The 21,512-nt window shown below is 57.3% G+C and carries 25 protein-coding genes and 1 pseudogene; 10 read left to right on the plus strand and 16 right to left on the minus strand.

Translation table 11 applies throughout. From position 1 onward, the window contains the following. Positions 1-75 precede the first annotated feature (75 nt). The 6 genes and pseudogenes from HMPREF2541_RS12345 to pcnB all read right to left on the minus strand — a co-directional run. Positions 76-182 (minus strand): annotated as a pseudogene (locus HMPREF2541_RS12345) (IS5/IS1182 family transposase); the annotation flags it as partial. 128 nt (positions 183-310) lie between these two features. Then, positions 311-1,201, minus strand: a complete 891-nt coding sequence (sucD, locus tag HMPREF2541_RS03805) for a succinate--CoA ligase subunit alpha (RefSeq protein WP_070541786.1) — start codon at positions 1,199-1,201, stop codon at positions 311-313. Positions 1,202-1,211: 10 nt separating this feature from the next. After that, positions 1,212-2,378 (minus strand): ADP-forming succinate--CoA ligase subunit beta, encoded by a 1,167-nt coding sequence (gene sucC / locus HMPREF2541_RS03810; protein ID WP_070541789.1) that lies wholly within the window; start codon positions 2,376-2,378, stop codon positions 1,212-1,214. Positions 2,379-2,614: 236 nt separating this feature from the next. Then, positions 2,615-3,274, minus strand: a complete 660-nt coding sequence (locus HMPREF2541_RS03815; RefSeq protein ID WP_003823182.1) for a deoxynucleoside kinase — start codon at positions 3,272-3,274, stop codon at positions 2,615-2,617. A 69-nt stretch (positions 3,275-3,343) separates the two neighbouring features. Next, positions 3,344-3,838: a 2-amino-4-hydroxy-6-hydroxymethyldihydropteridine diphosphokinase gene (folK, locus tag HMPREF2541_RS03820; RefSeq protein WP_003823183.1), complete on the minus strand. Its 495-nt coding sequence runs from the start codon at positions 3,836-3,838 to the stop codon at positions 3,344-3,346. Positions 3,839-3,970: 132 nt separating this feature from the next. After that, positions 3,971-5,344, minus strand: coding sequence for a polynucleotide adenylyltransferase PcnB (gene pcnB / locus HMPREF2541_RS03825; RefSeq protein ID WP_003823184.1), 1,374 nt, complete (start codon positions 5,342-5,344; stop codon positions 3,971-3,973). Positions 5,345-5,502: 158 nt separating this feature from the next. On the opposite strand from pcnB, the gene HMPREF2541_RS03830 reads away from it, so the two are divergent. The 6 genes from HMPREF2541_RS03830 (at position 5,503) to HMPREF2541_RS03855 (ending at position 10,107) form a co-directional block, all read left to right on the plus strand. Further along, positions 5,503-5,688, plus strand: coding sequence for a DUF3460 family protein (locus tag HMPREF2541_RS03830; protein WP_003823186.1), 186 nt, complete (start codon positions 5,503-5,505; stop codon positions 5,686-5,688). 15 nt (positions 5,689-5,703) lie between these two features. Beyond that, on the plus strand, positions 5,704-6,396 hold the full coding sequence (locus tag HMPREF2541_RS03835) for a class I SAM-dependent methyltransferase (protein WP_064083860.1): 693 nt from the start codon (positions 5,704-5,706) through the stop codon (positions 6,394-6,396). After that, positions 6,387-7,052 carry a tetratricopeptide repeat protein gene (locus tag HMPREF2541_RS03840; RefSeq protein ID WP_003823189.1) on the plus strand — a complete coding sequence of 222 codons (666 nt, stop codon included), beginning with the start codon at positions 6,387-6,389 and terminating at the stop codon, positions 7,050-7,052. Before HMPREF2541_RS03835 ends, HMPREF2541_RS03840 begins: the two co-directional genes overlap by 10 nt. Positions 7,053-7,121: 69 nt before the next feature. Beyond that, the gene (gene purH / locus HMPREF2541_RS03845) at positions 7,122-8,705 is read left to right on the plus strand and encodes a bifunctional phosphoribosylaminoimidazolecarboxamide formyltransferase/IMP cyclohydrolase (RefSeq protein WP_003823190.1); all 1,584 of its coding nucleotides are present in this window, start codon (positions 7,122-7,124) and stop codon (positions 8,703-8,705) included. 106 nt (positions 8,706-8,811) lie between these two features. Next, entirely contained in the window at positions 8,812-9,306 is a 495-nt protein-coding gene (locus HMPREF2541_RS03850) for a hypothetical protein (protein WP_070541792.1), read from the plus strand. An 84-nt stretch (positions 9,307-9,390) separates the two neighbouring features. Then, positions 9,391-10,107: a DUF6348 family protein gene (locus HMPREF2541_RS03855; protein ID WP_003823192.1), complete on the plus strand. Its 717-nt coding sequence runs from the start codon at positions 9,391-9,393 to the stop codon at positions 10,105-10,107. Positions 10,108-10,176: 69 nt separating this feature from the next. On the opposite strand, the gene gloA is transcribed toward HMPREF2541_RS03855, so the two are convergent. The 7 genes from gloA to aroE all read right to left on the minus strand — a co-directional run bounded on the left by gloA (position 10,177) and on the right by aroE (position 14,597). Next, a complete protein-coding gene (gene gloA, locus HMPREF2541_RS03860) occupies positions 10,177-10,572 on the minus strand; it encodes a lactoylglutathione lyase (RefSeq protein ID WP_003823193.1) in 396 nt (131 codons plus the stop codon). Between the two features lie 87 nt (positions 10,573-10,659). Further along, on the minus strand, positions 10,660-11,337 hold the full coding sequence (locus HMPREF2541_RS03865; protein WP_049259254.1) for a M48 family metallopeptidase: 678 nt from the start codon (positions 11,335-11,337) through the stop codon (positions 10,660-10,662). A 203-nt stretch (positions 11,338-11,540) separates the two neighbouring features. Further along, positions 11,541-12,260: a 7-cyano-7-deazaguanine/7-aminomethyl-7-deazaguanine transporter gene (locus tag HMPREF2541_RS03870; protein ID WP_070541795.1), complete on the minus strand. Its 720-nt coding sequence runs from the start codon at positions 12,258-12,260 to the stop codon at positions 11,541-11,543. 107 nt (positions 12,261-12,367) lie between these two features. After that, positions 12,368-12,790, minus strand: a complete 423-nt coding sequence (locus HMPREF2541_RS03875; RefSeq protein WP_070541798.1) for a hypothetical protein — start codon at positions 12,788-12,790, stop codon at positions 12,368-12,370. A gap of 80 nt (positions 12,791-12,870) precedes the next feature. Beyond that, a complete protein-coding gene (locus HMPREF2541_RS03880; RefSeq protein ID WP_049259257.1) occupies positions 12,871-13,107 on the minus strand; it encodes a hypothetical protein in 237 nt (78 codons plus the stop codon). A gap of 22 nt (positions 13,108-13,129) precedes the next feature. Next, positions 13,130-13,600 carry a preQ(1) synthase gene (queF, locus tag HMPREF2541_RS03885; protein WP_049259258.1) on the minus strand — a complete coding sequence of 157 codons (471 nt, stop codon included), beginning with the start codon at positions 13,598-13,600 and terminating at the stop codon, positions 13,130-13,132. Between the two features lie 181 nt (positions 13,601-13,781). Further along, a complete protein-coding gene (gene aroE, locus HMPREF2541_RS03890; RefSeq protein ID WP_070541801.1) occupies positions 13,782-14,597 on the minus strand; it encodes a shikimate dehydrogenase in 816 nt (271 codons plus the stop codon). Positions 14,598-14,802: 205 nt separating this feature from the next. Between aroE and HMPREF2541_RS03895 the strand changes: the two genes are divergently transcribed. Then, positions 14,803-15,498: a Bax inhibitor-1 family protein gene (locus HMPREF2541_RS03895; protein ID WP_003823203.1), complete on the plus strand. Its 696-nt coding sequence runs from the start codon at positions 14,803-14,805 to the stop codon at positions 15,496-15,498. 166 nt (positions 15,499-15,664) lie between these two features. Here HMPREF2541_RS03895 and HMPREF2541_RS03900 read toward each other — a convergent pair whose 3' ends face one another. The 3 genes from HMPREF2541_RS03900 to HMPREF2541_RS03910 form a co-directional block, all read right to left on the minus strand. Next, complete coding sequence (locus HMPREF2541_RS03900; RefSeq protein ID WP_070541804.1) at positions 15,665-16,330, minus strand: hypothetical protein; 666 nt, start codon at positions 16,328-16,330, stop codon at positions 15,665-15,667. 111 nt (positions 16,331-16,441) lie between these two features. After that, the gene (gene radA, locus HMPREF2541_RS03905) at positions 16,442-17,821 is read right to left on the minus strand and encodes a DNA repair protein RadA (RefSeq protein ID WP_003823208.1); all 1,380 of its coding nucleotides are present in this window, start codon (positions 17,819-17,821) and stop codon (positions 16,442-16,444) included. Between the two features lie 70 nt (positions 17,822-17,891). Then, positions 17,892-18,503 (minus strand): class I SAM-dependent methyltransferase, encoded by a 612-nt coding sequence (locus tag HMPREF2541_RS03910; protein ID WP_070541915.1) that lies wholly within the window; start codon positions 18,501-18,503, stop codon positions 17,892-17,894. Between the two features lie 342 nt (positions 18,504-18,845). Between HMPREF2541_RS03910 and HMPREF2541_RS03915 the strand changes: the two genes are divergently transcribed. The 3 genes from HMPREF2541_RS03915 to HMPREF2541_RS03925 all read left to right on the plus strand — a co-directional run bounded on the left by HMPREF2541_RS03915 (position 18,846) and on the right by HMPREF2541_RS03925 (position 21,349). Beyond that, entirely contained in the window at positions 18,846-20,072 is a 1,227-nt protein-coding gene (locus HMPREF2541_RS03915) for an aspartate kinase (RefSeq protein ID WP_003823210.1), read from the plus strand. 87 nt (positions 20,073-20,159) lie between these two features. Next, on the plus strand, positions 20,160-20,375 hold the full coding sequence (locus HMPREF2541_RS03920; protein ID WP_003823211.1) for a hypothetical protein: 216 nt from the start codon (positions 20,160-20,162) through the stop codon (positions 20,373-20,375). Between the two features lie 494 nt (positions 20,376-20,869). After that, the gene (locus HMPREF2541_RS03925; protein ID WP_003823213.1) at positions 20,870-21,349 is read left to right on the plus strand and encodes an FKBP-type peptidyl-prolyl cis-trans isomerase; all 480 of its coding nucleotides are present in this window, start codon (positions 20,870-20,872) and stop codon (positions 21,347-21,349) included. Positions 21,350-21,512 lie beyond the last annotated feature (163 nt).

The raw sequence follows: 21,512 nt of genomic DNA on the forward strand, positions 1-21,512 counted from the left end.
AAACCGTTTTTCAGGTAGCCTTTCTTGGCATATAGGATATATGAAACGCATATAGTGCCCGGCCACTCCACAGCAGTATAGTGAATTAAATTTAAACCAGTACAGCGTTGCCTCGCCTTGCCGTACTATCTGTACTGTCTGCGGCTCGCCTCCTTGTCCTGATTTAAATTTAATTCACTATAGATCAGGCGTTCGCGTCCAAGCTGCTTTCCACACATTAAGCCTGCACAAGATTTTCAGGTAGCCTCTGTTGCGGCAAAAAAGGCTACCTGAAAATCTTCAGGTAGCCTCATCAGCTAATCAAACCGGATTATGCCAAGCCTTTGGCTTTCAGCACTTCCAGCATGGTGCTGCCCAATTCGGCCGGGCTGCGGGTGTAGGCCACGCCGGCTTTTTCGAAGGCGCGGAATTTCTCTTCCGCCGTGCCTTTGCCGCCGGAGATGATGGCGCCGGCATGACCCATGCGTTTGCCTTTGGGCGCGGTAACGCCGGCAATGTAGCCCACCACCGGTTTGGACACGTTCGACTGGATGAACTCGGCCGCTTCTTCTTCGGCCGTGCCGCCGATTTCGCCAATCAGGATGATGGCTTCGGTTTGCGGGTCGGCTTCAAACAATTTCAGCGCGTCGATTTGGTTCATGCCCGGAATCGGGTCGCCGCCGATGCCGATACAGGTGGATTGGCCGAGGCCGAGCTTGGTGGTTTGCGCCACGGCTTCATAAGTGAGCGTGCCGGAACGGGAGATGATGCCGATTTTGCCGGGCTGGTGGATGTGGCCGGGCATAATGCCGATTTTGCATTCGCCGGGGGTAATCACGCCGGGGCAGTTCGGACCCACCAGGCGGGTGCCGTTGCCGTTGGTTTCGAGATAACGTTTGGCTTTGAGCATGTCCAGCGTGGGCACGCCTTCGGTAATCACCACCACCAGTTTCATGCCGGAATCCACGGCTTCCACAATGGAATCGAGCACGAAAGGCGCGGGCACATAAATCACGGAGGCATCGGCGCCGGTTTCGCGCACGGCTTCGTTCATGGTGTTGAACACGGGCAGGCCCAGATGGGTTTGGCCGCCTTTGCCGGGGGTAACGCCGCCCACCACTTTGGTGCCGTAGGCAATCGCTTGTTCGGAGTGGAAAGTACCGTTCTTACCGGTAAAACCCTGTACCAATACTTTGGTGTCTTTATTAATCAATACGCTCATTCTGTTCTCCTTAGGCGTTTACGGCGGCAACAATTTTCTCGGCGGCGTCGTTCAGGCCGTCGGCGGAAGTGAGTTTCAGGCCGGATTCGTTCAGAATCTTCGCGCCCAATTCAGCGTTGTTGCCTTCGAGGCGCACCACCACGGGCACGGTTACGTTCACTTCTTTCACGGCGGCCACAATGGCTTCGGCAATCATATCGCAGCGCACGATACCGCCGAAAATGTTGATCAGCACGCCTTTCACGGATTTGTCTTCCAAAATCAGCTTGAAAGCTTCCTCCACGCGTTCTTTGGTGGCGCCGCCGCCCACGTCGAGGAAGTTGGCCGGTTGGCCGCCTTTGAGCTTGATGATGTCCATGGTGGCCATCGCCAGGCCGGCGCCGTTCACCATACAGCCGATATTGCCTTCCAGCGCCACATAGTTCAGCTCAAATTCGGAAGCTTTCAGCTCGCGCTCGTTTTCTTGCGATTTGTCGCGCAGCTCGGCGATTTTCGGCAGGCGGTACAAAGCATTGCCGTCGATGCCCACTTTCGCGTCCACGCAGGCCAGGCTGCCGTCTTCGCGCACGCTCAGCGGGTTGATTTCAAACAGGGCGAAATCGTTTTCGATGAAGGCTTGGTAGGCGCCGGTCATCAGTTTCACAAACTGGCCGACTTGTTTGTCTTTCAAGCCCAGCTTGAAGGCCACTTCGCGGGCTTGGCAGGGCTGCAGGCCCACCAGCGGGTCGACAACCACTTTGAAGATTTTTTCCGGGGTTTCCTCGGCCACTTTTTCAATTTCCACACCGCCTTCGGTGGAAGCCATAAACACCACGCGGCGCGCGGCACGGTCTACCACCGCGCCCAAATAGAGCTCGGTTTGCACCGGATACATATCTTCACACACCAACACGCTGTTTACTGGCTGGCCGTTGGCATCGGTTTGATAAGTCACCAGATTTTTGCCAATCAGGCTTTCGGCCACCTGTTTGGCCTCATCGCGGCTTTTCACCACTTTTACGCCGCCTGCCTTACCGCGCCCACCAGCGTGCACTTGGGCTTTAATCACAGCAAATTTGCCGCCCAATTTATCGTAGGCGGCAGCAGCTTCTTCGCCGTTGGCGGCCAAAATCCCGCCCTGAACCGGCAAACCATAGCCCGCAAGCAGCTCTTTTGCTTGATATTCATGTAGATTCATCAAAGTTCCCTCAGTTAGGTTAAACACAGTTTGCCACCGTGAAAGCGGCAAGGATCGAAGTCAAGACCAGCTTTGATAATGCAGGGCGAAGTATAGACGAAACCCGCAGGTAACATCAGCGCAATTTTGTTAGAACAAGTAAATGGGAGATGTATAAATGGTAGCCCGGCCTACCGCCGATACATGGGATGAAGAAAGGCTACCTGAAATTTTTCAGGTAGCCTTTCTCCTCTGCCCTAGCGTTCGCTCAAGTTCAAATAATGCCGGCTGCCGCGCATATTGGCGATGGCGTGCAGCAGCAGTTGGAAATGGTCGGGATTATTCACAAAATCCAACTCTTCGGTGTTGGCAATCAGCAGCGGGGCGCGGTCGTAGAGGTAGAAATAGCGGTGGTATTCCTCGTGCACCTGCTGCAGGTAGCCGGGTGGGAACAGGTTGATGTGGTTGTCGCCACGGCTGCGCAGCTGCGCTTCAGCGGCTCCAGCGCTGGTTTGCAGGTAAATCACCAAATCGGGCACGGGAATTTCGGGCATGATTTTTTGCTTGAGCTGCCAATACAGCGCCTGCTCGTCTTCGCGCAGGATGGTGGGCACAAAAATCTGGTCTTTTTCCAGCAGGAAATCGCTCACCACGCGCTGCATGCTGTGGTTGGCGTTGCCGATTTCGTCGGCGGCGGCGATGAGGTTGAGCGTTTCGGTGCGGCGCAGCAGGAAGTAGAGTTCGGCGGCTAAGCCGTGGTTGGCGGCATTGAGGTAGAACTGTTCCAAAAACGGGTTTTTCTCGGGCTGCTCGCTGATGAGGGTGCAGCCGAAATGCTCGGCCAGCTTGCGGCTGAGCGGGGATTTGCCGCTGCCGATGGGGCCTTCCACAACGATGTAGCGGTAGTCTGACTGCATGATTTCTCCTTGGAATGTTTCAGGTAGCCTTCGGGGGTTCAGGCAGCCTATTAAAGGCTACCTGAAAACTTAACTCTCTGTTTCATCTAAACGTTGCACACCTTCATTGCCTAGAGTAGCGGCCAGCTCGGCAGCGGTGGCGGTTTGGCCGGGCAGGATGTGCTGCGGGGCGATTTCAGCCAGGGGAATCATCACGAAGCCGCGCTGGTGGGCGCGCGGGTGCGGCAGCTGCAAGGCGGGGCTGTCGAGCGTTTGACCGGCGTAGTCGATTAAATCCAAATCCAGCGTGCGCGGGGCATTGCGGAAGCTGCGCACGCGGCCGGCGGCGGCTTCGGTTTGGTGCAGCAGCGCGAGCAGTTCGGCAGCGGGCAAATCGGTAGCCAGCAGCGCCACGGCGTTGATAAAGTCGGGCTGGTCGGCATAACCCACCGGCGCGGTGCGGTAAAACGAGGAAGCAGCCAACACCTGCACTTGCGGATGCGCGGCCAGCGCGGCCAGAGCGTTTTGCAGCTGGGAAACGGGCTGTTCGAGGTTGCTGCCCAAGGCAATAATGGCTTGCTTCATTTGGCGTTTTTAATCATTGAGTGATTGGAATTGGGGCTATCTGAAAACGGAGTCGGCGGAATTTTCAGGTAGCCTTTGAATAAGGTATCGGATTCGGGAATCCGGCCTACGGCTGCTTCAACCCAATACCGCCTATTCGGCCGCGCCCTTATCTGCCGCGCCTGTTTTCTTCTTGCGCCGGCGGCGGCGTTTTTTGGCGGGGGCGTCGCCGCTGTCTGGGCGTTGTTCGGCGGCTTGAATCATCTGCTTGCGCTGTTCTTCATCGGCTTCTTGGAACGCTGTCCACCAGTCGGCAATACCCTGCTCCACTTCGCCGGCGCGGGCGCGCAGCAGCAGGAAATCGTAGGCGGCGCGGAAACGGGGCTGGGCGAGCAGGCGGAAGGGGCGGGCGCCACGCCGGTGCTCAAATTGGGGCTGGAGCTGCCAGATTTCGCGCATCGAGGCGGTGAAGCGGTGCGGCACGCCCCAACCTTTTTCCATATTAGCGCGGGTTTCGGCCACGGCGGCGCTGAGCGCGGGCATGGTTCTGAGCCCGCTACTCTGAGCGCGCTGCCAAGCCTCGCGCACCTGCGGCCACAATACGGCGGCCAGCACAAAGCCCACAGATACGCCTTGGTCGGCGCGCAGGCGGCTGTCGGTGCTGTTGAGGGCAAGCACCACGATGCCGCGCCCTTGGTTTTCAGGTAGCCTTTCTAAAGCGCAGGCAAGCAGGGGGTGCACGCTTTGGCCATCCATGCCCAAGGCCTGCATCTGTTTGAGGCAGTCGATGGCTGCGCCGGAAAACAAGAGTTTCATCACTTCATCGAACAGGCGCGCCAGCGGCTCTTTGGGCAACAGGTGCAGGCATTCGGCAATCGGCGCGGCGGTATCGGGGGCTACCTGAAAACCGAGTTTGCCGGAAAGCCGGGCGGCGCGCAGCATGCGCACCGGGTCTTCCTGATAGCGTGCGCGGGCGTCGCCAATCATCACCAGGCGTTTGGCGCGGATATCGGCCACGCCGTGATGGAAATCGGTGATTTCCCCGCGGGCAGGGTTGTAATACAGGGCGTTGCAGGTGAAATCTCGGCGGGCAGCATCTTGCTCCATGCTGCCGTAGCTGTTGTCTTGCATGATGCGGCCGTGTTCGTTTTGCCGCGCGGGGCTGCCGCCGCCGCGGAAGGTGGTAACTTCAATCGTTTCCGGCCCCACCATCACGTGCACAATCTGAAAGCGGCGGCCGATGATGCGGCTGCGGCGGAATACTTTGCGCACTTCTTCGGGGCGGGCGTTAGTGGCCACATCGAAATCTTTCGGCTCGATGCCCAAGAGCAAATCGCGCACCGCGCCGCCCACCACATAAGCCTCAAACCCGGCCTGCTGCAACCGCGACACCACCTTTTCCGCCGCATAGCTGATCCCGTCCGGCGTGATGCCGTGTTCGTTTTGCGGCAGCACCTGTTTGTGTGAATATGTTGCGGCGGCTTCAGGTTTGCCCGGCAGGATTTTGCGCAGCCATCTAGTCAGCATAGGGGGGTATTCTCTTCTTGTTTTTCAGGTAGCCTGCGGTGTGCGCGCAGGCGCGTGTTTCAGATAAAGTGCGCAGTATAACCTTTCGCCGCAACGGCTGCCAAACCAAGCGCTTTCCGTTATAATCGCCGCTACCCCGCACCACAGGAAAACACACCATGTATAACTACCAATCCGACGCCACCCAGTTCCTGCAAAAATACATCGAAGAACACCCAGAAGAGCAAGAACGCCGCCTCCAAAACCGCGGCCTGTTGTGGGATGTCGAGCTCAACCCCGAAGAGCAGGCCGATTTCGCCGCCGGCAAAGTCGCCAAAAAACCCTACACCTACTATTCCTACTAAATCCCGCGCCGCGCCATGACCGCAGCCACCGACCATCTGCCCCCCGGCCTTGCAGGCTACCTGAAAAGCATCAACCCGCGCGAAGCAGAAGTGTTGCAACGCCTGCGCCAAACCACCGCGCAGCACCGTATGGGCAAAATGCACCTGGCCGCCGAGCAAGCCCAGCTCCTCGCCTTTCTCGTGCAGCTCATCCGCGCCGAACGCTGCCTCGAAATCGGCGTGTTCACCGGCTACAGCAGCACCGCCGTCGCCCTCGCCCTGCCCGAACACGGCCGCCTCACCGCCTGCGACATCAACATCACCTACACCAACACCGCGCGTCGCTTCTGGCGCGAAGCCGGCGTGGAACACAAAATCGAGCTCCACCTCCAGCCCGCCCTCATCACACTCGACCAACTCATCCGGCAAGGCCGCAGCGGCAGCTACGATTTCGCCCTGATCGATGCCGACAAACCGCCCACCGCCCACTACTACGAACGCTGCCTCACCCTGCTGCGCCCGGGCGGCCTCATCGCCATCGATAATCTCCTGCTCGGCGGCCGCGTGTATCAAGAAAATGCCGAACCCGCGCCCGAATCCATCGAGCGCATCCGCGCCTTCAACCAATCCCTGCAAACCGACTCCCGCGTAGCCGCCCTCACCCTACCCCTGGGCGACGGCCTCACCCTGCTGCGCAAACGTCATCCCGAGGAAACCCCATGCGCCTAATCATCCCCGCCGCCCTCTGCGGCCTCGCTGCCTGCACCGCCCTGCCCCAAGCATCGCCAACCCCTGCCGGCAGCCCCCTGCCCCCGCAGCGCATCGAAACCGAGCTCAACGCCCACAACCAGCAAATCGGCCAACTGCAACAGCAAGTCGCCGAACTGCGCAGCCAAATCGGCGAGCTGCAACAACGCCAGCAACAGCTCGCCCAGCTCCTCGACACCCGCGCTGCCTCCCGCCGCAGCACCAGCCACAGCAGCGCCGAACCCGCCGCCGCTCCGGCTGAAAACCCGCAAGAGCAAGCCTACCAGCAAGCCCTGCAACTCTATCGCAGCGGCCTCTACAGCCAAGCCCTGCAGCAGCTGCGCTTCGCCGAACGCAGCGGCAGCGGGAGCCGCACCGAGCAAAACGCCCTCTTCCTGCTGATGCAAAGCCACGAAAAACTGCGCAACTGCGAATCCGTCATCCTCACCGGCCAACGCTTCGCCACCCGCTTCGCCGCCAACCCCAAAGCCGCCGAAGCCCTCTACAGCGTCGGCAGCTGCCAATGGGGCATGCAGCAACGCGACATCGCCCGCGTTACCTGGCGCAAGCTGATACAAACCTACCCCAACAGCCCCGCTGCCCGCCGCGCCGGGCAGCGCATACAGAACAACCGTTGATGAATAAGGCTACCTGAAATTTCAGGTAGCCCCTTCCCTTCCCATTATCTACCCTACAAAGGAATCCCCATGCTCCCTAAAATCAAACGCGCCCTCATCAGCCTTTCCGATAAAACCGGCGCGGTCGAATTTGCCCGCACGCTCGACAAGCTCGGCGTGGCCATCCTCTCCACCGGCGGCACGGCCAAGCTGCTTGCCGATGCGGGCGTTCCCGTCATCGAAGTGTCCGACTACACCGGCTTCCCCGAAATGCTCGACGGCCGCGTGAAAACGCTGCATCCAAAAATCCACGGCGGCATTCTCGGCCGGCGCGATTTGCTTGATCACGTTGCCACTATGGAAGAGCACGACATCGGCAACATCGACCTGGTGTGCGTGAACCTCTACCCCTTCGCCGCCACCATCGCCAAGCCAAACTGCACGCTGGAAGACGCGATTGAAAACATCGACATCGGCGGCCCGACCATGGTGCGCTCCGCCGCGAAAAACTGGAAACACGTCGCCATCGTTACCGACACCGCCGATTTCCCCGCCATCGCCGCCGAAATGGAAGCCAACGGCGGCGCGTTGAGCGACAAAACCCGCTTCAACCTGTCGCGTAAGGCGTTCAGCCACACCGCCCAATACGACGGTATGATTTCCAACTACCTGACTTCACTTTCAGACGACGTATTGAGCGGCACGCCCGAAATCGGCGAATTCCCCAGCCAGTTCAACCAAAGCTGGATTAAAGTGCAAGACATGCGCTACGGCGAAAATCCGCACCAACGCGCCGCGTTCTACCGCGATGTGTACCCCGCCGCAGGCAGCCTCGCCGCCTACAAACAACTGCAAGGTAAGGAATTGTCCTACAACAACATCGCCGATGCCGATGCCGCTTGGGAAGCCGTCAAATCCTTCGACGCACCCGCCTGCGTGATTGTGAAACACGCCAATCCGTGCGGCGTCGCCGTTGCAGCCGATACATTGACCGCCTACAAACTCGCCTACGCCACCGACACCACCAGCGCGTTCGGCGGCATCATCGCCTTCAATCGCGAAGTAGACGGCGAAACCGTCAAACAGATTACCGACAACCAGTTTATGGAAGTCCTGATGGCGCCAAAGTTCACCGCCGAAGCCCTCGAAATCGCCGCCGCCAAGAAAAACGTGCGCGTATTGGAAGTGCCTCTAGAAGCAGGTGCGAACCGCTTTGAACTCAAACGCGTCGGCGGCGGACTGTTGGTACAAACGCCCGACATCCACCGCATCAGCCGCGCCGATTTGAAAGTCGTCTCCAAACGCCAACCGACCGAGCAGGAATGGAACGATTTGCTGTTTGTTTGGAACGTCGCCAAATACGTCAAATCCAATGCCATCGTGTTCGGCAAAGGCGGACAAACCTATGGCATCGGCGCAGGCCAAATGAGCCGCGTGGACAGCACCCGCATCGCCGCCCGCAAAGCGCAGGACGCAGGTTTGGACTTAAATGGCGCATGCGCTGCCTCCGATGCCTTCTTCCCGTTCCGCGACGGCGTGGACGTGATTGCCGAACAGGGCATCAAAGCCATCATCCACCCCGCAGGCTCGATGCGCGATCAGGAAGTTTTTGATGCGGCCGACGAACACGGCATCGCCATGGTGGTAACGGGCATGCGGCATTTCAGGCATTAAGCTTTTCCGTATGGCAAAAGGCTACCTGAAAGTTTCAGGTAGCCTTTTATATAACTGATATAATGAAGAAACATTGTTTCAGAACACAATTATTAGGAGAAGCAATATGCAAAAATATATTTTGACCGCCCTATTGCTTGCCTGCGCCACAACAGCCGGAGCAGACAATTTCCGCCCACAAAAACTGGCCTTGATCCAAGGCCTATATGTACCCTATCAAAACGGCAATACTATTCATGCACATCCGGAACGCCATTTTTCCGCCGATCTACAGGCTGTATACCAAGAAGACAAACAGCATACACCACCGAACGAAGTCGGCTGCATCGATTACGACCCGATTATTGCCGGGCAGGATTGGGATCAAGCCAGCCTAAATCGGACGCTAAACATCCGGCCACTGACCAACGGCCGAATCGAAGCCGTATTCCAGCAGTTTCCCGGCGATTTCTCGGCCACCCAAGTGCAATTCGTGCTGCAATGCAGCCCAAACGGCCGCTGTTTGGTTGATGACATCTACTCCGCCACGCCAGGACACCGCTTGGTTTCATTCAAACGCAGCGTACGGCGCTGTATTAGAGAAATGACCAACCAGCACTAAGGCTACACCAAACTTTGTTAGAATCGATAACAACATAGCCCCTATCAACCACCATATTTTTCAGGTAGCCTCAAGAGCAAACTCATGGAACCTCAAGAACTCGATACCCTAAACCTCAACGAAGCCCTCGCAGAAATCCTGCAAGCCCACGGCTATACCTGCCAAACGCGGGGCGAAAAAATCCTGCCCGATTTCGCTGTGCCCGTGCAGCTCGAAACCTGGGCGTTTCCGCGCGAACACGCCAACGGCGCGGTGGTGAGCCGTTTCGATGTCGGTATCACCCTGCCCGACGGGCGCGAACTCTACGAATGCTGCGGCGACATCGGCGAGAGTCTGGAAGAAGCCCTCTCGCGCAACCTGCAAAGCTTCTGCACCAACAGCCTGCACGTTTTGCTGGATGCGTTCAACCCTAGCGAAAACCATTGCCCGCACGAAATCTGGACCACCCACAACGGCAACCGTTTCCAAGCCATTTTGGGCGACTGGACAACGAAAAAACTGGGCGAAAACACCGACGGCGGCGATGCGGAAACCATCGGTAACATCATCCCCGAAGCGCTGGAAAGCACGCTGCAAGCCGTCATCTGCCATCAAAACCTCACAGCGCAATATCATTTAATCCGCTTCTTCTACGCCCAATCGGACAACGAAACGATGACCGTGGAATTTATGATCGACAACCAAGATGGCACCGCTGAAGAAGAAAATCAATTTGCCCAGCTCCCCTGGCCGCGCAGAGAAACCTATTACAGCGTACGCCGCTGCATCATGCTCAAGCCCTTGGATGAAGGCCGGGCATAAGCCCCCCTATCGTTTTGCCATAAATAAAGGCTACCTGAAATTTTTCAGGTAGCCTTTTTGCCGATGGTGTTAATCTTCGCGGCCGTGTTTTTGGATGAATTCGATTTTGTAGCCGTCCGGGTCTTCCACGAAGGCGATAACGGTGTTGCCGTGTTTCATCGGGCCGGCTTCGCGCACCACTTTGCCACCTTTGGCACGCACCGCATCGCAAGTAGCATAGGCGTCTTCCACTTCGATGGCGATGTGGCCGTAGGCGTTGCCGAGGTCGTAGCTTGCGGTATCCCAGTTGTGAGTGAGCTCGAGCACGGCGGTTTCGTCTTCGCTGCCGTAGCCGACAAAGGCAAGGGTGAAGCGGCCTTCGGGGTAATCTTTGCGGCGCAGAAGTTTCATGCCGAGCACCTCTTGGTAGAAGGCGAGAGAAGTGTCGAGGTTGCCGACGCGCAGCATGGTATGGAGGATTCGCATGGTTTGTCCTTGGTAGGTGTTTGCTAGTGAGGCAGATTGTAACAGGTTCCTGGCAGGCTGCGGGCTTCAGGCTACCTGAAAACTGGTTCAGCCCAGCAGAAACAACTCGCGGCCGTGCTGTTTGAGCCAAGCAGTGGCAGCGGTTCGATGCGGGGTGTGTTGTTCGACTGCTGCCCAAAAGGCGGGGCTGTGGTTGGGGTGGCACAGGTGGCAGAGTTCGTGCACGCAGACGTAGTCGGCCACGTATTCGGGCGCGCCGACGAGCCGCCAGTTGAGGCGGATATTGCGGCGGCGGCATACGCCCCAGAAGGTTTTGGCGCGGCTGAGGGCGGTGTGCTCGGGAATAAGTTGCAGGCGCTGGGCGTGTGTGGCGAGGCGGGGGAGGAGGTAGGCTTCGGCCAGCGGCTGGAGGTGTTGGCGCAGGAGGGCTTGCTGTTGCGGCCATTCGGCTGCGGGCAGGAGGATGCGGCCAGTCTGGATTTGGATGGCGGCTTGGGCGTGGGATTGCAGTTGGTGCGGCTGGCCGTAGAGCCAGAGATGGCCGGGGGCAGTAGGCGGGGCAGGGCTTCGCTGGAGCATTTGCTGCAGGGCAGTTTCATTATATTGCAGCCAGCGGCGCAACTCGGACAGGCTTAGCTGAGGAGGGATACTGAGGCGCAGGCTGTGTTCGCTGTGCGCCCGCAGGATGATGTTTTTCTTAGCACGGCGGCTGAGGTGGAGTTGGATGGTGTGGCCGTTGGCAAGGGTGTGGGTGAGGAGGGGCATGGCGGGTTTTAGGATTGGTGTAAGAGAATATGGTTTCAGGTAGCCTTAGGCTACCTGAAAATATTTATGCTGGTGCAAACACATCAGCCGACGGCTGGCAGGCTTATGCCCGATATTTTCGCCTGACAGTTGTTTGGCATGAATGCCCGGCCTGCGGTTTGATGTTTCAGGTAGCCTTTGAGCAAAAAAGGCTACCTGAAAGTTTAATTGGATTGGCCGGCGGCTTCCGGCTGGGCGGATACGGCTTCGGTGGCAACGGGCTGGTGCAAAGTGGTGAGCTTGCGGGTGAGGATGTTGAGGATGAGGCCGTAGGCGGGCAGGAAGAAGAGTGTGCCGATCACGAGTTTGAACAAGTAATCAACAAAGGCGATGTGCGGCCAGTTGGCGGCCATAAAGGCATCGCTGCTGCCGGCGAAGGCGATGGAGAAGAAAAGCACGGTATCCACGGCGTTGCCGGCGAAGGTGGAGGCGGTGGGGGCAATCCACCAGGATTTCAGCTGGCGCAGGCGGTTGAACACGACAATATCGAGGATTTGGCCCACGGCATAGGCGGCAAAGCTGGCCAGGGCGATGCGGAACACGGGCATCACGAACACAGCAAGCGCGCTCCAGCCTGTCCACGCGCCTTCTTGAAACAGCACGGAAAAGGCATAGGAAACGAGCAAGGCGGGGAACATAACGAAGAAGATAATGCGTCGGGCGAGGTTTTGGCCGAAGATGCGCACGGTTAAATCGGTGGCGAGGAAGATGAAGGGAAAGCTGAGCGCGCCCCAGGTGGAATGCACTTCAAAGCCGTTGGGCAGGGTGACGCTGAAGGGAAACTGCACAAGATAGTTGCTGGCGGCAATCACTAAGATATGGAAGAAAACGAGCCAACGGAGGGCTTGCTGCTGTTGGGCGGGGGTGAAGCGGTAGTTTTGCATGAATAGTCCTTAGTTTTGGTTTAGATAAAAATCTGCGCGGGAGGGTTGCGAACCGCGTGGGGTTGGAAACAGGGTTTCAGGTAGCCTTTTGGTTAATGCGGTGAAACTTAATCTTCGCCGCCTGCTTCAAAGGAGAAGCTGAGGCCGGCAAACCATTGGCTGAAGTGGTCGGCAATTTTTTGGTAGAACAAATCGCTGTAAATCAGCCAAACGGATTGGTTAGGCAGGAGGAACAGGCGGCCTTCGTTGTAGCTGCCGATGGTAAAGCCCTGCTGCATTTCTTCCAGCGATAATTGCGTCCCATCGCTGCGGGTTTCGGTGGCTTTGAAGTAGAACTCGGGATCAGAGAGGCGGGCGTAGTATGGCAGGCTGTTGCGCTCGGTTTCGCACAGCCGGGCAGACGGGTAGAAATCTACGTCTTCGCCATTAGCAGTTTCGTACACTCGAATGCCGCGTGCTTGGCCAATCATGGCTAGGTATTCGGCAGGCAGGGGCTGGCCGGCGTAGTGGGTGGGAAGGGTGTGGGGCATGATGTTTTCTATAAATTTAGGAGATTGGTGTGGAGGCTACCTGAAAAATATGGCTGCTATGTTTCCTGCTCAAACTCTGCCTACATGATTTGGCAGGTCTGCTCAAAAGCGGCTTTCTCTTCCGTACTGAACGCGGGCTGGGAGAGGGTGAGCCGTTTGGCTTCGTTCAGGCTGATACGGCGGTTGGCTTGAACGAAGGCAATACAGGCCAGCAATGCCGCGCCGTGCTGTTTCAGCTGCTGAACTTCGGCGGCCAGTGCTGCGTTATCCAGCGGGGGAAGAGAGGCGGCACGATTTTTAATTTCAGCAATCGGCATGGGGTTCAGGTAGCCCGCAGGCTTACTGCCTATCGTGTGTAAACAGCCGCTCGCGCGCCATTTGCTCGAACGGCGTGCCAGGGCGGCCATAGTTGGCAAACGGATGGATGGCAATGCCGCCGCGCGGGGTGAATTCACCAAACACTTCGATGTATTTCGGGTTCATCAGTTTGATGAGGTCTTTCATGATGATGTTGATGCAGTCTTCGTGAAAGTCGCCATGGTTGCGGAAGCTGAAGAGGTAGAGTTTGAGCGATTTGCTTTCCACCATTTTGATATCGGGGATATAGCGGATGAGGATGGTGGCGAAATCGGGCTGGCCGGTGAGCGGGCACAGGCTGGTGAATTCGGGGCAAACGAATTTGACGAAGTAGTCGTTGCCGGGGTGTTTGTTGTCGAACGCTTCGAGGATTTCGGGGGCGTAGGTTGAGGGATATTGCGTGCCGGTGTTGCCCAGCAGGGAAAGGCCGCTGAGCTCTTCTTTATTGCGCATGGGAGTCCTTAGTTTTGGTAACGCGGGAGGGTTGCGAACCGCGGTTTGGAAAAAAGGAGCGGATTATAAAGGATTTTTAGGCTACCTGAAAGAGCGGCTTCAACGAAGTTAAAATGGAGTTTCCGCCGGAAGCTGAGTTTCTGAGAGGCCAAAATTTCAGGTAGCCTTTGGCAGATTTATGCTAAATCGCTCCGGCGCGCAGGGCGGCTAGTACGGGGGCGGTTTTTGGGGAAAAACCGCGCCAGAGGCGGTAGGATTCGGCAGCTTGTTCCACCAGCATGCCCAAGCCGTCGGCGCTGCGCCCTGCGCCGGATTCGGCGGCGAAGCGCATAAAGGCGGTGGGCTCGCGGCCGTAGGCCATGTCGTAGGCGAGTTCGCATTGGGCGAATACAGCAGGGGCAATGGCGGGCACTTGGCCGCTCAGGCTGCCGGAGGTGGCGTTGATGATGATATCGAAACCGGCGGCAGGCAGCTCGCCCAACTCGGCGGCGCGGATGCCGAAAATGGCAGCCAGCTCTTGCGCTTTGGCCGCGGTGCGGTTGGCAATAGTGAGGCTGGCGGGGCGGCATTCGAGCAGGGGCAGAATCACGCCGCGCGCTGCGCCACCCGCGCCGATGATGAGGATGCGTTTGCCAGCTAGGGCTACCTGAAAGTTGCGGCTAATATCGGCCACTAAGCCGAGGCCGTCGGTATTATCGGCATGGATTCGGCCGTTAGCTTGTTTGATTAATGTGTTAGCCGCACCGACGGCACGGGCGCGTTCGGACAGGCTGCCTGCCCAGGCACAGGCATCGGTTTTGAACGGCACGGTTACGTTTGCGCCCATGCCGCCCGCAGCGAAAAAGGCGGCGGCAGCTTGGGCGAAGCAGCCCGGCTCGGCCAGTAATCGTTCATATTCGATCGCCGTACCTTCTTGGGCGGCAAACATTTGGTGGATGGCAGGCGAGCGGCTGTGGGCCACGGGGTTGCCGAGAACGGCATAGCGGGGAGCAGGCATGGTGTGCGGCAGAGAATAGAAAGTGCTGAATTATAGCCAAATATATGCCGCAACGCTTGCAAACCTGCCCTGCTGCCCCATCTTGCTGTTTAACTGCCCAAACAGGCAGCAGCAGCGGCCGGCTGAATTTTTTGCAAACGGGGTATTTGCTGCTACAATCCGCATTCGTTTCTTTTTTATTTGATATCAAGAGGAGTTTTTCCACATGCAACCGCGCAATGTTTACGATTACACCGACGTGGGCAGCAGCGTTTCCGCGCAAAGCACCATTTTGCGTAAAACCTACGGCCTGCTCGGGCTCTCGTTCCTTCCGGCGGCTGCCGGCGCGTTCGTCGCCATGGCCACCGGCCTGAGCCTGTTCAGCTTCACCGGCAACTATTGGGTTGCCCTGGGCATTTTCTTCGCCTTCTTCTACGGCATGAGCTTCCTGATCGAGAAAAACCGTTACAGCAATGTGGGCGCGGCCCTGCTGATGGTGCTCACTTTCGGCCTGGGCTTCACGCTCGGCCCGATTTTGAACTACAGCCTGGCGCTTTCCAACGGCATCGAACTCATTGGCATCGCCGCCGTGATGACTGCCGCCGTGTTCCTGAGCATGGCAGCTATGGCCAAATCGCCTACCTTCCAAACCAACAGCATTGCCCGCTTCGTTACCGTGGGCTTTGTGGTGGCCTTTATCGCTATGATAGCCAACCTCTTCCTGAGCATTCCCGCGCTCTCACTCACCGTATCCGCCCTGTTTGTGATCGTGAGCTCCGTGCTGATTATGTGGCAGGTACGCGTGATCATCGAAGGCGGTGAAGACAGCCACATCAGCGCCGCGTTGACGCTGTTTGTTGCCATTTACAACATCTTCACCGGCCTCCTGCGCCTGCTGTTGGCATTTGCCGGCGAAGACTAAACCGCTGTAAGTAGTGATTGAATAAAAGGCTACCTGAAAAGTTTCAGGTAGCCTTTTCTAATGGTCGGTTCAGGCAGCATCAGAAATTCAATGGTTTTGCTGGGTTTGGCAACTCAGCTTACGCTTGCTGGAAAATACTGTGTATTTCTATGAAACTGAAAACGGCCTAGCCGCCCAAAGCCTGCGCCTGCTGCACCAAATACCGCCGCCCATCTTGCCTAGCCAGGCTTAAATATTGCGGCAGCAAAGGCGAGCCCATAGCAGCCAAGGCCTGCAACACGGCAATTTTCTGGTATTCATCCGCATCCCAGCCGGCAACGTCACGGTAGATGCCGCGCTGCCAAAAGTGTTCGGCATAGCGTTCGGTGTGCGGCGCATGCATGCTGCCAGATACCATCAGGGCGCGGCGGCAAGTGTATTCGTCGGGGTCGTTGCAGAAAAATTCCGCCCATTGCCATGCAACGGCTTGGTTGGAGAGGCGCGGGAGCTGCACGGCCAGCTGCCAGCCCGCATCATACTCAGGCTGCTGCCGATAGGTTTCGCACAGCCGCAGTAAGGCTGGCTCGGGCAGCATTCCGGCGATGTATTCGCTTTCGTTGTCGCGCGCGGTGAGATAAAGCAGCTGCCGGGCCTGTTCGGGCTGCCATTCGTGCGCAGGGATTTGCTGCACAAAATCAAAACACGCCGCCCACACTTCAGGCATGGCGGCATAATTACATTCCCATTCACCGCCGATTTCCTGCTCGGGTTGTTTGCCAAACTCGGCGCTTTTCCAGGCCAGGAAATCGGTGTACACGCAATGCAGCTTTTCAATGACGGATGATTGGTTCATGGCAAATTCGCCTGGCTGTTTTTAGTTGCGCAGAAGTTTACTGTATTCGTTTTCACTGCATGGAAGCTGCGCTTTCAGATAGCCTTTATCCACTCACAGGCTACCTGAAACCTAATCTACCAAATCCCTGCACAATCTCACCGCCTCATCCAGCCGTTCCACGCCGAAGATTTCCAGGCTGGGAAATTCTTTCCTGCTGCGCGGCAGGTTGGCTTTGGGCACGATGGCGCGTTTGAAGCCGAGTTTTTCCGCCTCTTTCAGCCGTTCCTGCCCGCGTGCCACGGGGCGCACTTCGCCGCTCAGGCCAACTTCGCCGAAGGCGACCATTTTTTCGGGCAGCGGTTTGTTGCGAAAGCTGGACACCATCGCCAGAATCACCGCCAAATCCGCTGCCGGTTCGCTGATTTTCACGCCGCCCACGGCGTTGATGAACACGTCTTGGTCGAAGCAGGCGATGCCGGCGTGGCGGTTGAGCACGGCCAAGAGCATGGCGAGGCGGTTTTGTTCGAGGCCGACGGTGAGCCGCTTGGGCGTGAAGCCGTGCGCGTCGTCCACCAGTGCTTGGATTTCCACCAGCAGCGGGCGGCTGCCTTCCTGTGTTACCAGCACGCACGAGCCCGCCACGTCGTCGCGGTAGCTGGCGAGGAAGATGGCGGAGGGGTTGGACACTCCTTTGAGGCCGTTTTCCAGCATGGCGAACACGCCCAGCTCGTTGGCCGCGCCGAAGCGGTTTTTGATGGCGCGAATCATGCGGTAGTTGGAATGCTGGTCGCCTTCAAAATACAGCACGGTATCCACCATATGCTCGAGCACGCGCGGGCCGGCAATCGCGCCGTCTTTGGTGACGTGGCCGACAAAAATCATGGCGATGCCCATCTGCTTGGCCATGCGCGTGAACTGGGCGGCACACTCGCGCACCTGCGACACGGAGCCGGGCGCGGAGGTGATTTGGTCGGAATACATGGTTTGAATTGAGTCGATGACCACCACGGCGGGCTGGTGCTGCTTCAAAGCAGCCTGCACCGCTTCCAAACGGATTTCCGCCAGCAGATGCACGCCGTCCGCATCCAGCCCCAGCCGCTGCGCGCGCAGGGCGACCTGTTGCGCCGATTCCTCGCCCGACACATACAGCACTTTGCGTTTTTTCGCCATCAGGGCGACGGTTTGCAGCAGCAGCGTGGATTTGCCGATGCCCGGGTCGCCGCCCAACAAAATCACCGCGCCGTCCACCAGCCCGCCGCCGAGCACGCGGTCGAGTTCGCCCATACCGGTGGGCTCGCGCGGCACTTCGGCGGCGGTAACTTTGGAGAGTTCCTGCACTTGCGTAGTGTCCGCCGCCCAAGACTGAAAGCGGGCATTTTTCGGCTCGGGCGCGGCTAGGCCTTCCTGCAAGGTGTTCCACTCGCCGCAGTGCGGGCATTTGCCCTGCCACTTGGGCACGGTGCCGCCGCATTCGGTGCAGGTGTAGAGGGTTTTGGGGGCTTTGGCCATAATATTGTTTTCCTTGTATCTTTTATTTTCAGGTAGCCTTTTTAACTATTGGATGAGGCTACCTGAAAGCTCAGCAGGTTTCTGCCAAGCTCAAATCTGTTTTGCCGAAATTCAACGTGTAATTGCGATCGTTGCCGAATTGTTGCACGGGAGAGAAGCCGTATTGCTCGAGCAATTGGATAAGCTCGGTGCGGCTAAGTTTATCCGCATCTCCGGCGGCTTCGGAAATGGACAGCAGCCCGTCTGGAGCGAGCAGACGGTGGAATTCGGCGAGGTAGGCCGCTTGGTCGGCTACTTCGCCTAAAACGGTTACCAGCACGATGCGGTGAAACGAGCCTCTGGCAAAGGGAAAGCTGCTGCCGCTGCATAGGTGGTATTCGGCATTGGTAATATAGCGTTTTTCCAGTCGCTGCCGTGCCTTGGCCAGCATTTCGGGCTGAATATCGGCCAACACTAAGCTGCCCTGCGGCACGGCACGGGCGAGCGCAGGGCTGAAATAGCCCGGCCCGCAGCCTACTTCGAGAATTCGCTGTTGCGGCTGCAACTCGAGCCGGCGCACCAGCTCAGCGGGGGAAAGCGCCCAGTTGCGCAGGGGGATGAGCAGGGTGAAGGCGAGTTGGTGGGGAAAGAGTGCGCCTTTAGCAGTGAGGCCGTGCCAGATGGTTTTGAGGGTGCGGAGCATGATGGAATTTTTCAGGTAGCCTTGATGGGGGTTGGGGCTACCTGAAAATAGGGGCAGACAATTTGTTTTCAGGTAACCGTTTGCGTATTCGGGCAGGCGGATTGTAGCAAACCCTTTGCGCGGCAGTTGGCCTGACAAGGGGAAAGTTCTGTCGCGAAATACTGCCGTGCCCCTAGGTAATGGCTCGGCTTCGGCGATGTGAGGCTTGTTTTTTTATGCCGAACTGGCAATAATGCCGCTCTGCCTGATATATCGGCAAACTGTCCACTTCCCAATTTTCGGCCAATCCGTTGCCAGGTGTGATACGGATTGGCTTCAAAAGTAAAGAGAGTATTCAAGCAAATGGCTTTATTGGTACAGAAATATGGCGGGACTTCAGTGGGAAGCCCCGAGCGCATTAAGAATGTGGCCAAACGCATTGCCCGCGCCCGTGCCGAAGGGCACGACGTGGTGGTGGTGGTGTCCGCCATGAGCGGCGAAACCAACCGCCTGGTGGCGTTGGCGCACGAAATTCAGGAGTTTCCCGACCCACGCGAAATGGATGTGGTGTTGGCCACCGGCGAGCAAGTAACCATCGGCCTTTTGGCCATGGCGCTGATGGATATCGGCATTCCGGCCAAGAGCTACACCGGCTGGCAGGTGCTGGTGCAAACTGATAATTCCCACACCAAAGCCCGCATCGAATACATCGACGACAGCAAAATGCGTGCCGATTTGGCGGCAGGCAAGGTGGTGATTGTGGCCGGTTTCCAAGGCGTAGATGCCGAAGGCAACATTACCACGCTGGGGCGCGGCGGCTCCGATACTTCCGCCGTGGCGCTGGCCGCCGCACTCAAGGCAGACGAATGCCAAATCTACACCGATGTGGACGGGGTTTACACCACCGACCCGCGCGTGGTGCCCGAAGCACGGCGCATGAACACCGTATCGTTTGAAGAAATGCTCGAACTGGCGAGCCTGGGCAGCAAAGTGCTGCAAATCCGCTCGGTGGAATTCGCCGGCAAATACAAAGTGCGCCTGCGCGTATTGAGCAGCCTCACCGATGGCGGCGAAGGCACCCTGATTACTTACGAGGAAGACCCCAACATGGAAAAAGCCATTGTATCCGGTATCGCATTCGACAAAAACCAAGCCCGCATCAACGTGCGCGGCGTGCCCGACAAACCCGGCATCGCCTATCAGATTTTGGGTGCGGTGGCCGATGCCAACATCGATGTAGATATGATTATCCAAAATGCTGGCGAAGAAGGCACCACCGATTTCTCCTTCACTGTATCACGTGGCGACTACCGCCACACAATCGATTTGCTGCAAAGCGTGCAGGAAAGCATCGGTGCGGCCGATATCCACGGCGATGACACCGTATGCAAAGTATCCATCGTCGGCATCGGCATGCGCTCGCACATCGACGTGGCCTCCACCATGTTCCGCACCCTGGCCGAGGAAAACATCAATATTCAGCTGATTTCCACTTCCGAAATCAAAATTTCCGTGCTGATCGATGAAAAATACCTCGAGCTCGCCACCCGCGTGCTGCACAAAGCCTTCGGCCTCGACCGTCAACAGTAAGCATCCTGCCCCGCAGCCTCTCCGGCGCGGGGCATTTTTTACCCTGCACATTTTCAGGTAGCCTCAGCCTACATAGGAACTCCCCGTATGATGAAAAACCGCAACTTCGGCAACATCACCGACCTGCTCGACGAGAAAAACATCAGCCCGGCCAAACGCCGCCGCATCCTCGCCACAGCCGCCGCACTGGATTTAATCGACACCGCCCTCAACAACTCCGGCAGCCAACACAAGCTCGAAGAAGAAATGGCGCGCCTACCCCAATACACCGCCGCCATCGAAGCCCTGTTGAAGATTGATTAAAAAGTTTTCACTGCTCCGCACCATTTTCAGGTAGCCTCCCCAGAAAGGCTACCTGAAAACACAATTTGAATATGCCAAGAGTTAAGCCGGCGTTACTATGCCGACCTTTTATTGAACCGCCTTAGCCCTAGTTCGAGTAAAAAAACTTTATCTTTTTGTAAACCAACCATATTCACAAACCACCCTATCCCTGCCGCCCCAAAGGCTACCTGAAAGCCATTCCACCGTTCACATACACTACCTACCAGCCTACTCAAACCCAACAAAACCTAAAATAAATCAACAGAAAACAACAAACTTCAAACCAAACTGCAGCCCGACACACCTAGGCTGCCTCTGTCATTTCGCCACAGCCACCCACTACTGTGCATACAAACAAACAGAGTGTCGGCAAATCTCCCCTACCTCAGCCCAAGCCGCCGCCGCATTGCCTAAACCTGCCAATGCGGTAAAATGACACTTTCCCAACCGTTCCCAAGCAGGAAAGACTTGCCATGAACATCGAAAAAGACACCGTAGTAACCCTGCATTATGAAATGTTTGATGCCAACAACCAGCTGATCGACAAAACAGAAGAGCCCATCGCCTATCTGCACGGCGGCTACGACGGCATTTTCCCGCTGGTGGAAGAAGCGCTGCACGGCAAAGCCGTGGGCGAAGAAGTAGATGTAACTCTTTCTCCCGACGACGCATTCGGCGAGCAAGACCCGGAATTGGTGCGCATCGAGCCGCTCAACGTTTTTCCCGTGGAAGTGGAAGTGGGCATGATGTTTGAAGCCGACGACCCCGAAACCGGAGACACCCTGGTTTACCGCGTAACCGACATCGCCGATGGCAAAGCCGTGGTAGACGGCAACCACCCGCTGGCCGGCATGAAGCTGCGTTTTAAAGGCAAAGTGGCCGAAATCCGCCCCGCCACCACCGAAGAAATCGCCCACGGTCATGTCCACGGCGAACACGGCCATCACCACTAATCATCATATTCGACCAAATCAGGCGGGTTGCCATAAAGGCAGCCTGCCTGCTTTCTTTTCGCAGAAACTTCGTTTTAACTTCGTTGAAGCTGTGCTTTCAGGTAGCCTGCTGTTCTGCATCGTCATTTAATAATCGCAACATCTTCTTTATACAGCAAATAAC

Source organism: Eikenella sp. HMSC061C02 (assembly GCF_001809035.1).
GTDB lineage: Bacteria > Pseudomonadota > Gammaproteobacteria > Burkholderiales > Neisseriaceae > Eikenella > Eikenella corrodens.

Coding starts and splice junctions, on each gene's coding strand:
- HMPREF2541_RS03920 (WP_003823211.1), top strand. CDS start 20,160: ATGATGAAAAACCGCAACTTCGGCAACATCACCGACCTGCTCGACGAG.
- HMPREF2541_RS03900 (WP_070541804.1), bottom strand. CDS start 16,330: ATGAACCAATCATCCGTCATTGAAAAGCTGCATTGCGTGTACACCGAT.
- HMPREF2541_RS03850 (WP_070541792.1), top strand. CDS start 8,812: ATGCAAAAATATATTTTGACCGCCCTATTGCTTGCCTGCGCCACAACA.
- aroE (WP_070541801.1), bottom strand. CDS start 14,597: ATGCCTGCTCCCCGCTATGCCGTTCTCGGCAACCCCGTGGCCCACAGC.
- HMPREF2541_RS03925 (WP_003823213.1), top strand. CDS start 20,870: ATGAACATCGAAAAAGACACCGTAGTAACCCTGCATTATGAAATGTTT.
- purH (WP_003823190.1), top strand. CDS start 7,122: ATGCTCCCTAAAATCAAACGCGCCCTCATCAGCCTTTCCGATAAAACC.
- HMPREF2541_RS03830 (WP_003823186.1), top strand. CDS start 5,503: ATGTATAACTACCAATCCGACGCCACCCAGTTCCTGCAAAAATACATC.
- queF (WP_049259258.1), bottom strand. CDS start 13,600: ATGCGCAATAAAGAAGAGCTCAGCGGCCTTTCCCTGCTGGGCAACACC.
- HMPREF2541_RS03855 (WP_003823192.1), top strand. CDS start 9,391: ATGGAACCTCAAGAACTCGATACCCTAAACCTCAACGAAGCCCTCGCA.
- folK (WP_003823183.1), bottom strand. CDS start 3,838: ATGAAGCAAGCCATTATTGCCTTGGGCAGCAACCTCGAACAGCCCGTT.
- HMPREF2541_RS03895 (WP_003823203.1), top strand. CDS start 14,803: ATGCAACCGCGCAATGTTTACGATTACACCGACGTGGGCAGCAGCGTT.
- pcnB (WP_003823184.1), bottom strand. CDS start 5,344: ATGCTGACTAGATGGCTGCGCAAAATCCTGCCGGGCAAACCTGAAGCC.
- HMPREF2541_RS03880 (WP_049259257.1), bottom strand. CDS start 13,107: ATGCCGATTGCTGAAATTAAAAATCGTGCCGCCTCTCTTCCCCCGCTG.
- HMPREF2541_RS03910 (WP_070541915.1), bottom strand. CDS start 18,503: ATGCTCCGCACCCTCAAAACCATCTGGCACGGCCTCACTGCTAAAGGC.
- HMPREF2541_RS03875 (WP_070541798.1), bottom strand. CDS start 12,790: ATGCCCCACACCCTTCCCACCCACTACGCCGGCCAGCCCCTGCCTGCC.
- sucC (WP_070541789.1), bottom strand. CDS start 2,378: ATGAATCTACATGAATATCAAGCAAAAGAGCTGCTTGCGGGCTATGGT.
- HMPREF2541_RS03865 (WP_049259254.1), bottom strand. CDS start 11,337: ATGCCCCTCCTCACCCACACCCTTGCCAACGGCCACACCATCCAACTC.
- radA (WP_003823208.1), bottom strand. CDS start 17,821: ATGGCCAAAGCCCCCAAAACCCTCTACACCTGCACCGAATGCGGCGGC.
- HMPREF2541_RS03840 (WP_003823189.1), top strand. CDS start 6,387: ATGCGCCTAATCATCCCCGCCGCCCTCTGCGGCCTCGCTGCCTGCACC.
- HMPREF2541_RS03915 (WP_003823210.1), top strand. CDS start 18,846: ATGGCTTTATTGGTACAGAAATATGGCGGGACTTCAGTGGGAAGCCCC.
- HMPREF2541_RS03835 (WP_064083860.1), top strand. CDS start 5,704: ATGACCGCAGCCACCGACCATCTGCCCCCCGGCCTTGCAGGCTACCTG.
- gloA (WP_003823193.1), bottom strand. CDS start 10,572: ATGCGAATCCTCCATACCATGCTGCGCGTCGGCAACCTCGACACTTCT.
- HMPREF2541_RS03815 (WP_003823182.1), bottom strand. CDS start 3,274: ATGCAGTCAGACTACCGCTACATCGTTGTGGAAGGCCCCATCGGCAGC.
- HMPREF2541_RS03870 (WP_070541795.1), bottom strand. CDS start 12,260: ATGCAAAACTACCGCTTCACCCCCGCCCAACAGCAGCAAGCCCTCCGT.
- sucD (WP_070541786.1), bottom strand. CDS start 1,201: ATGAGCGTATTGATTAATAAAGACACCAAAGTATTGGTACAGGGTTTT.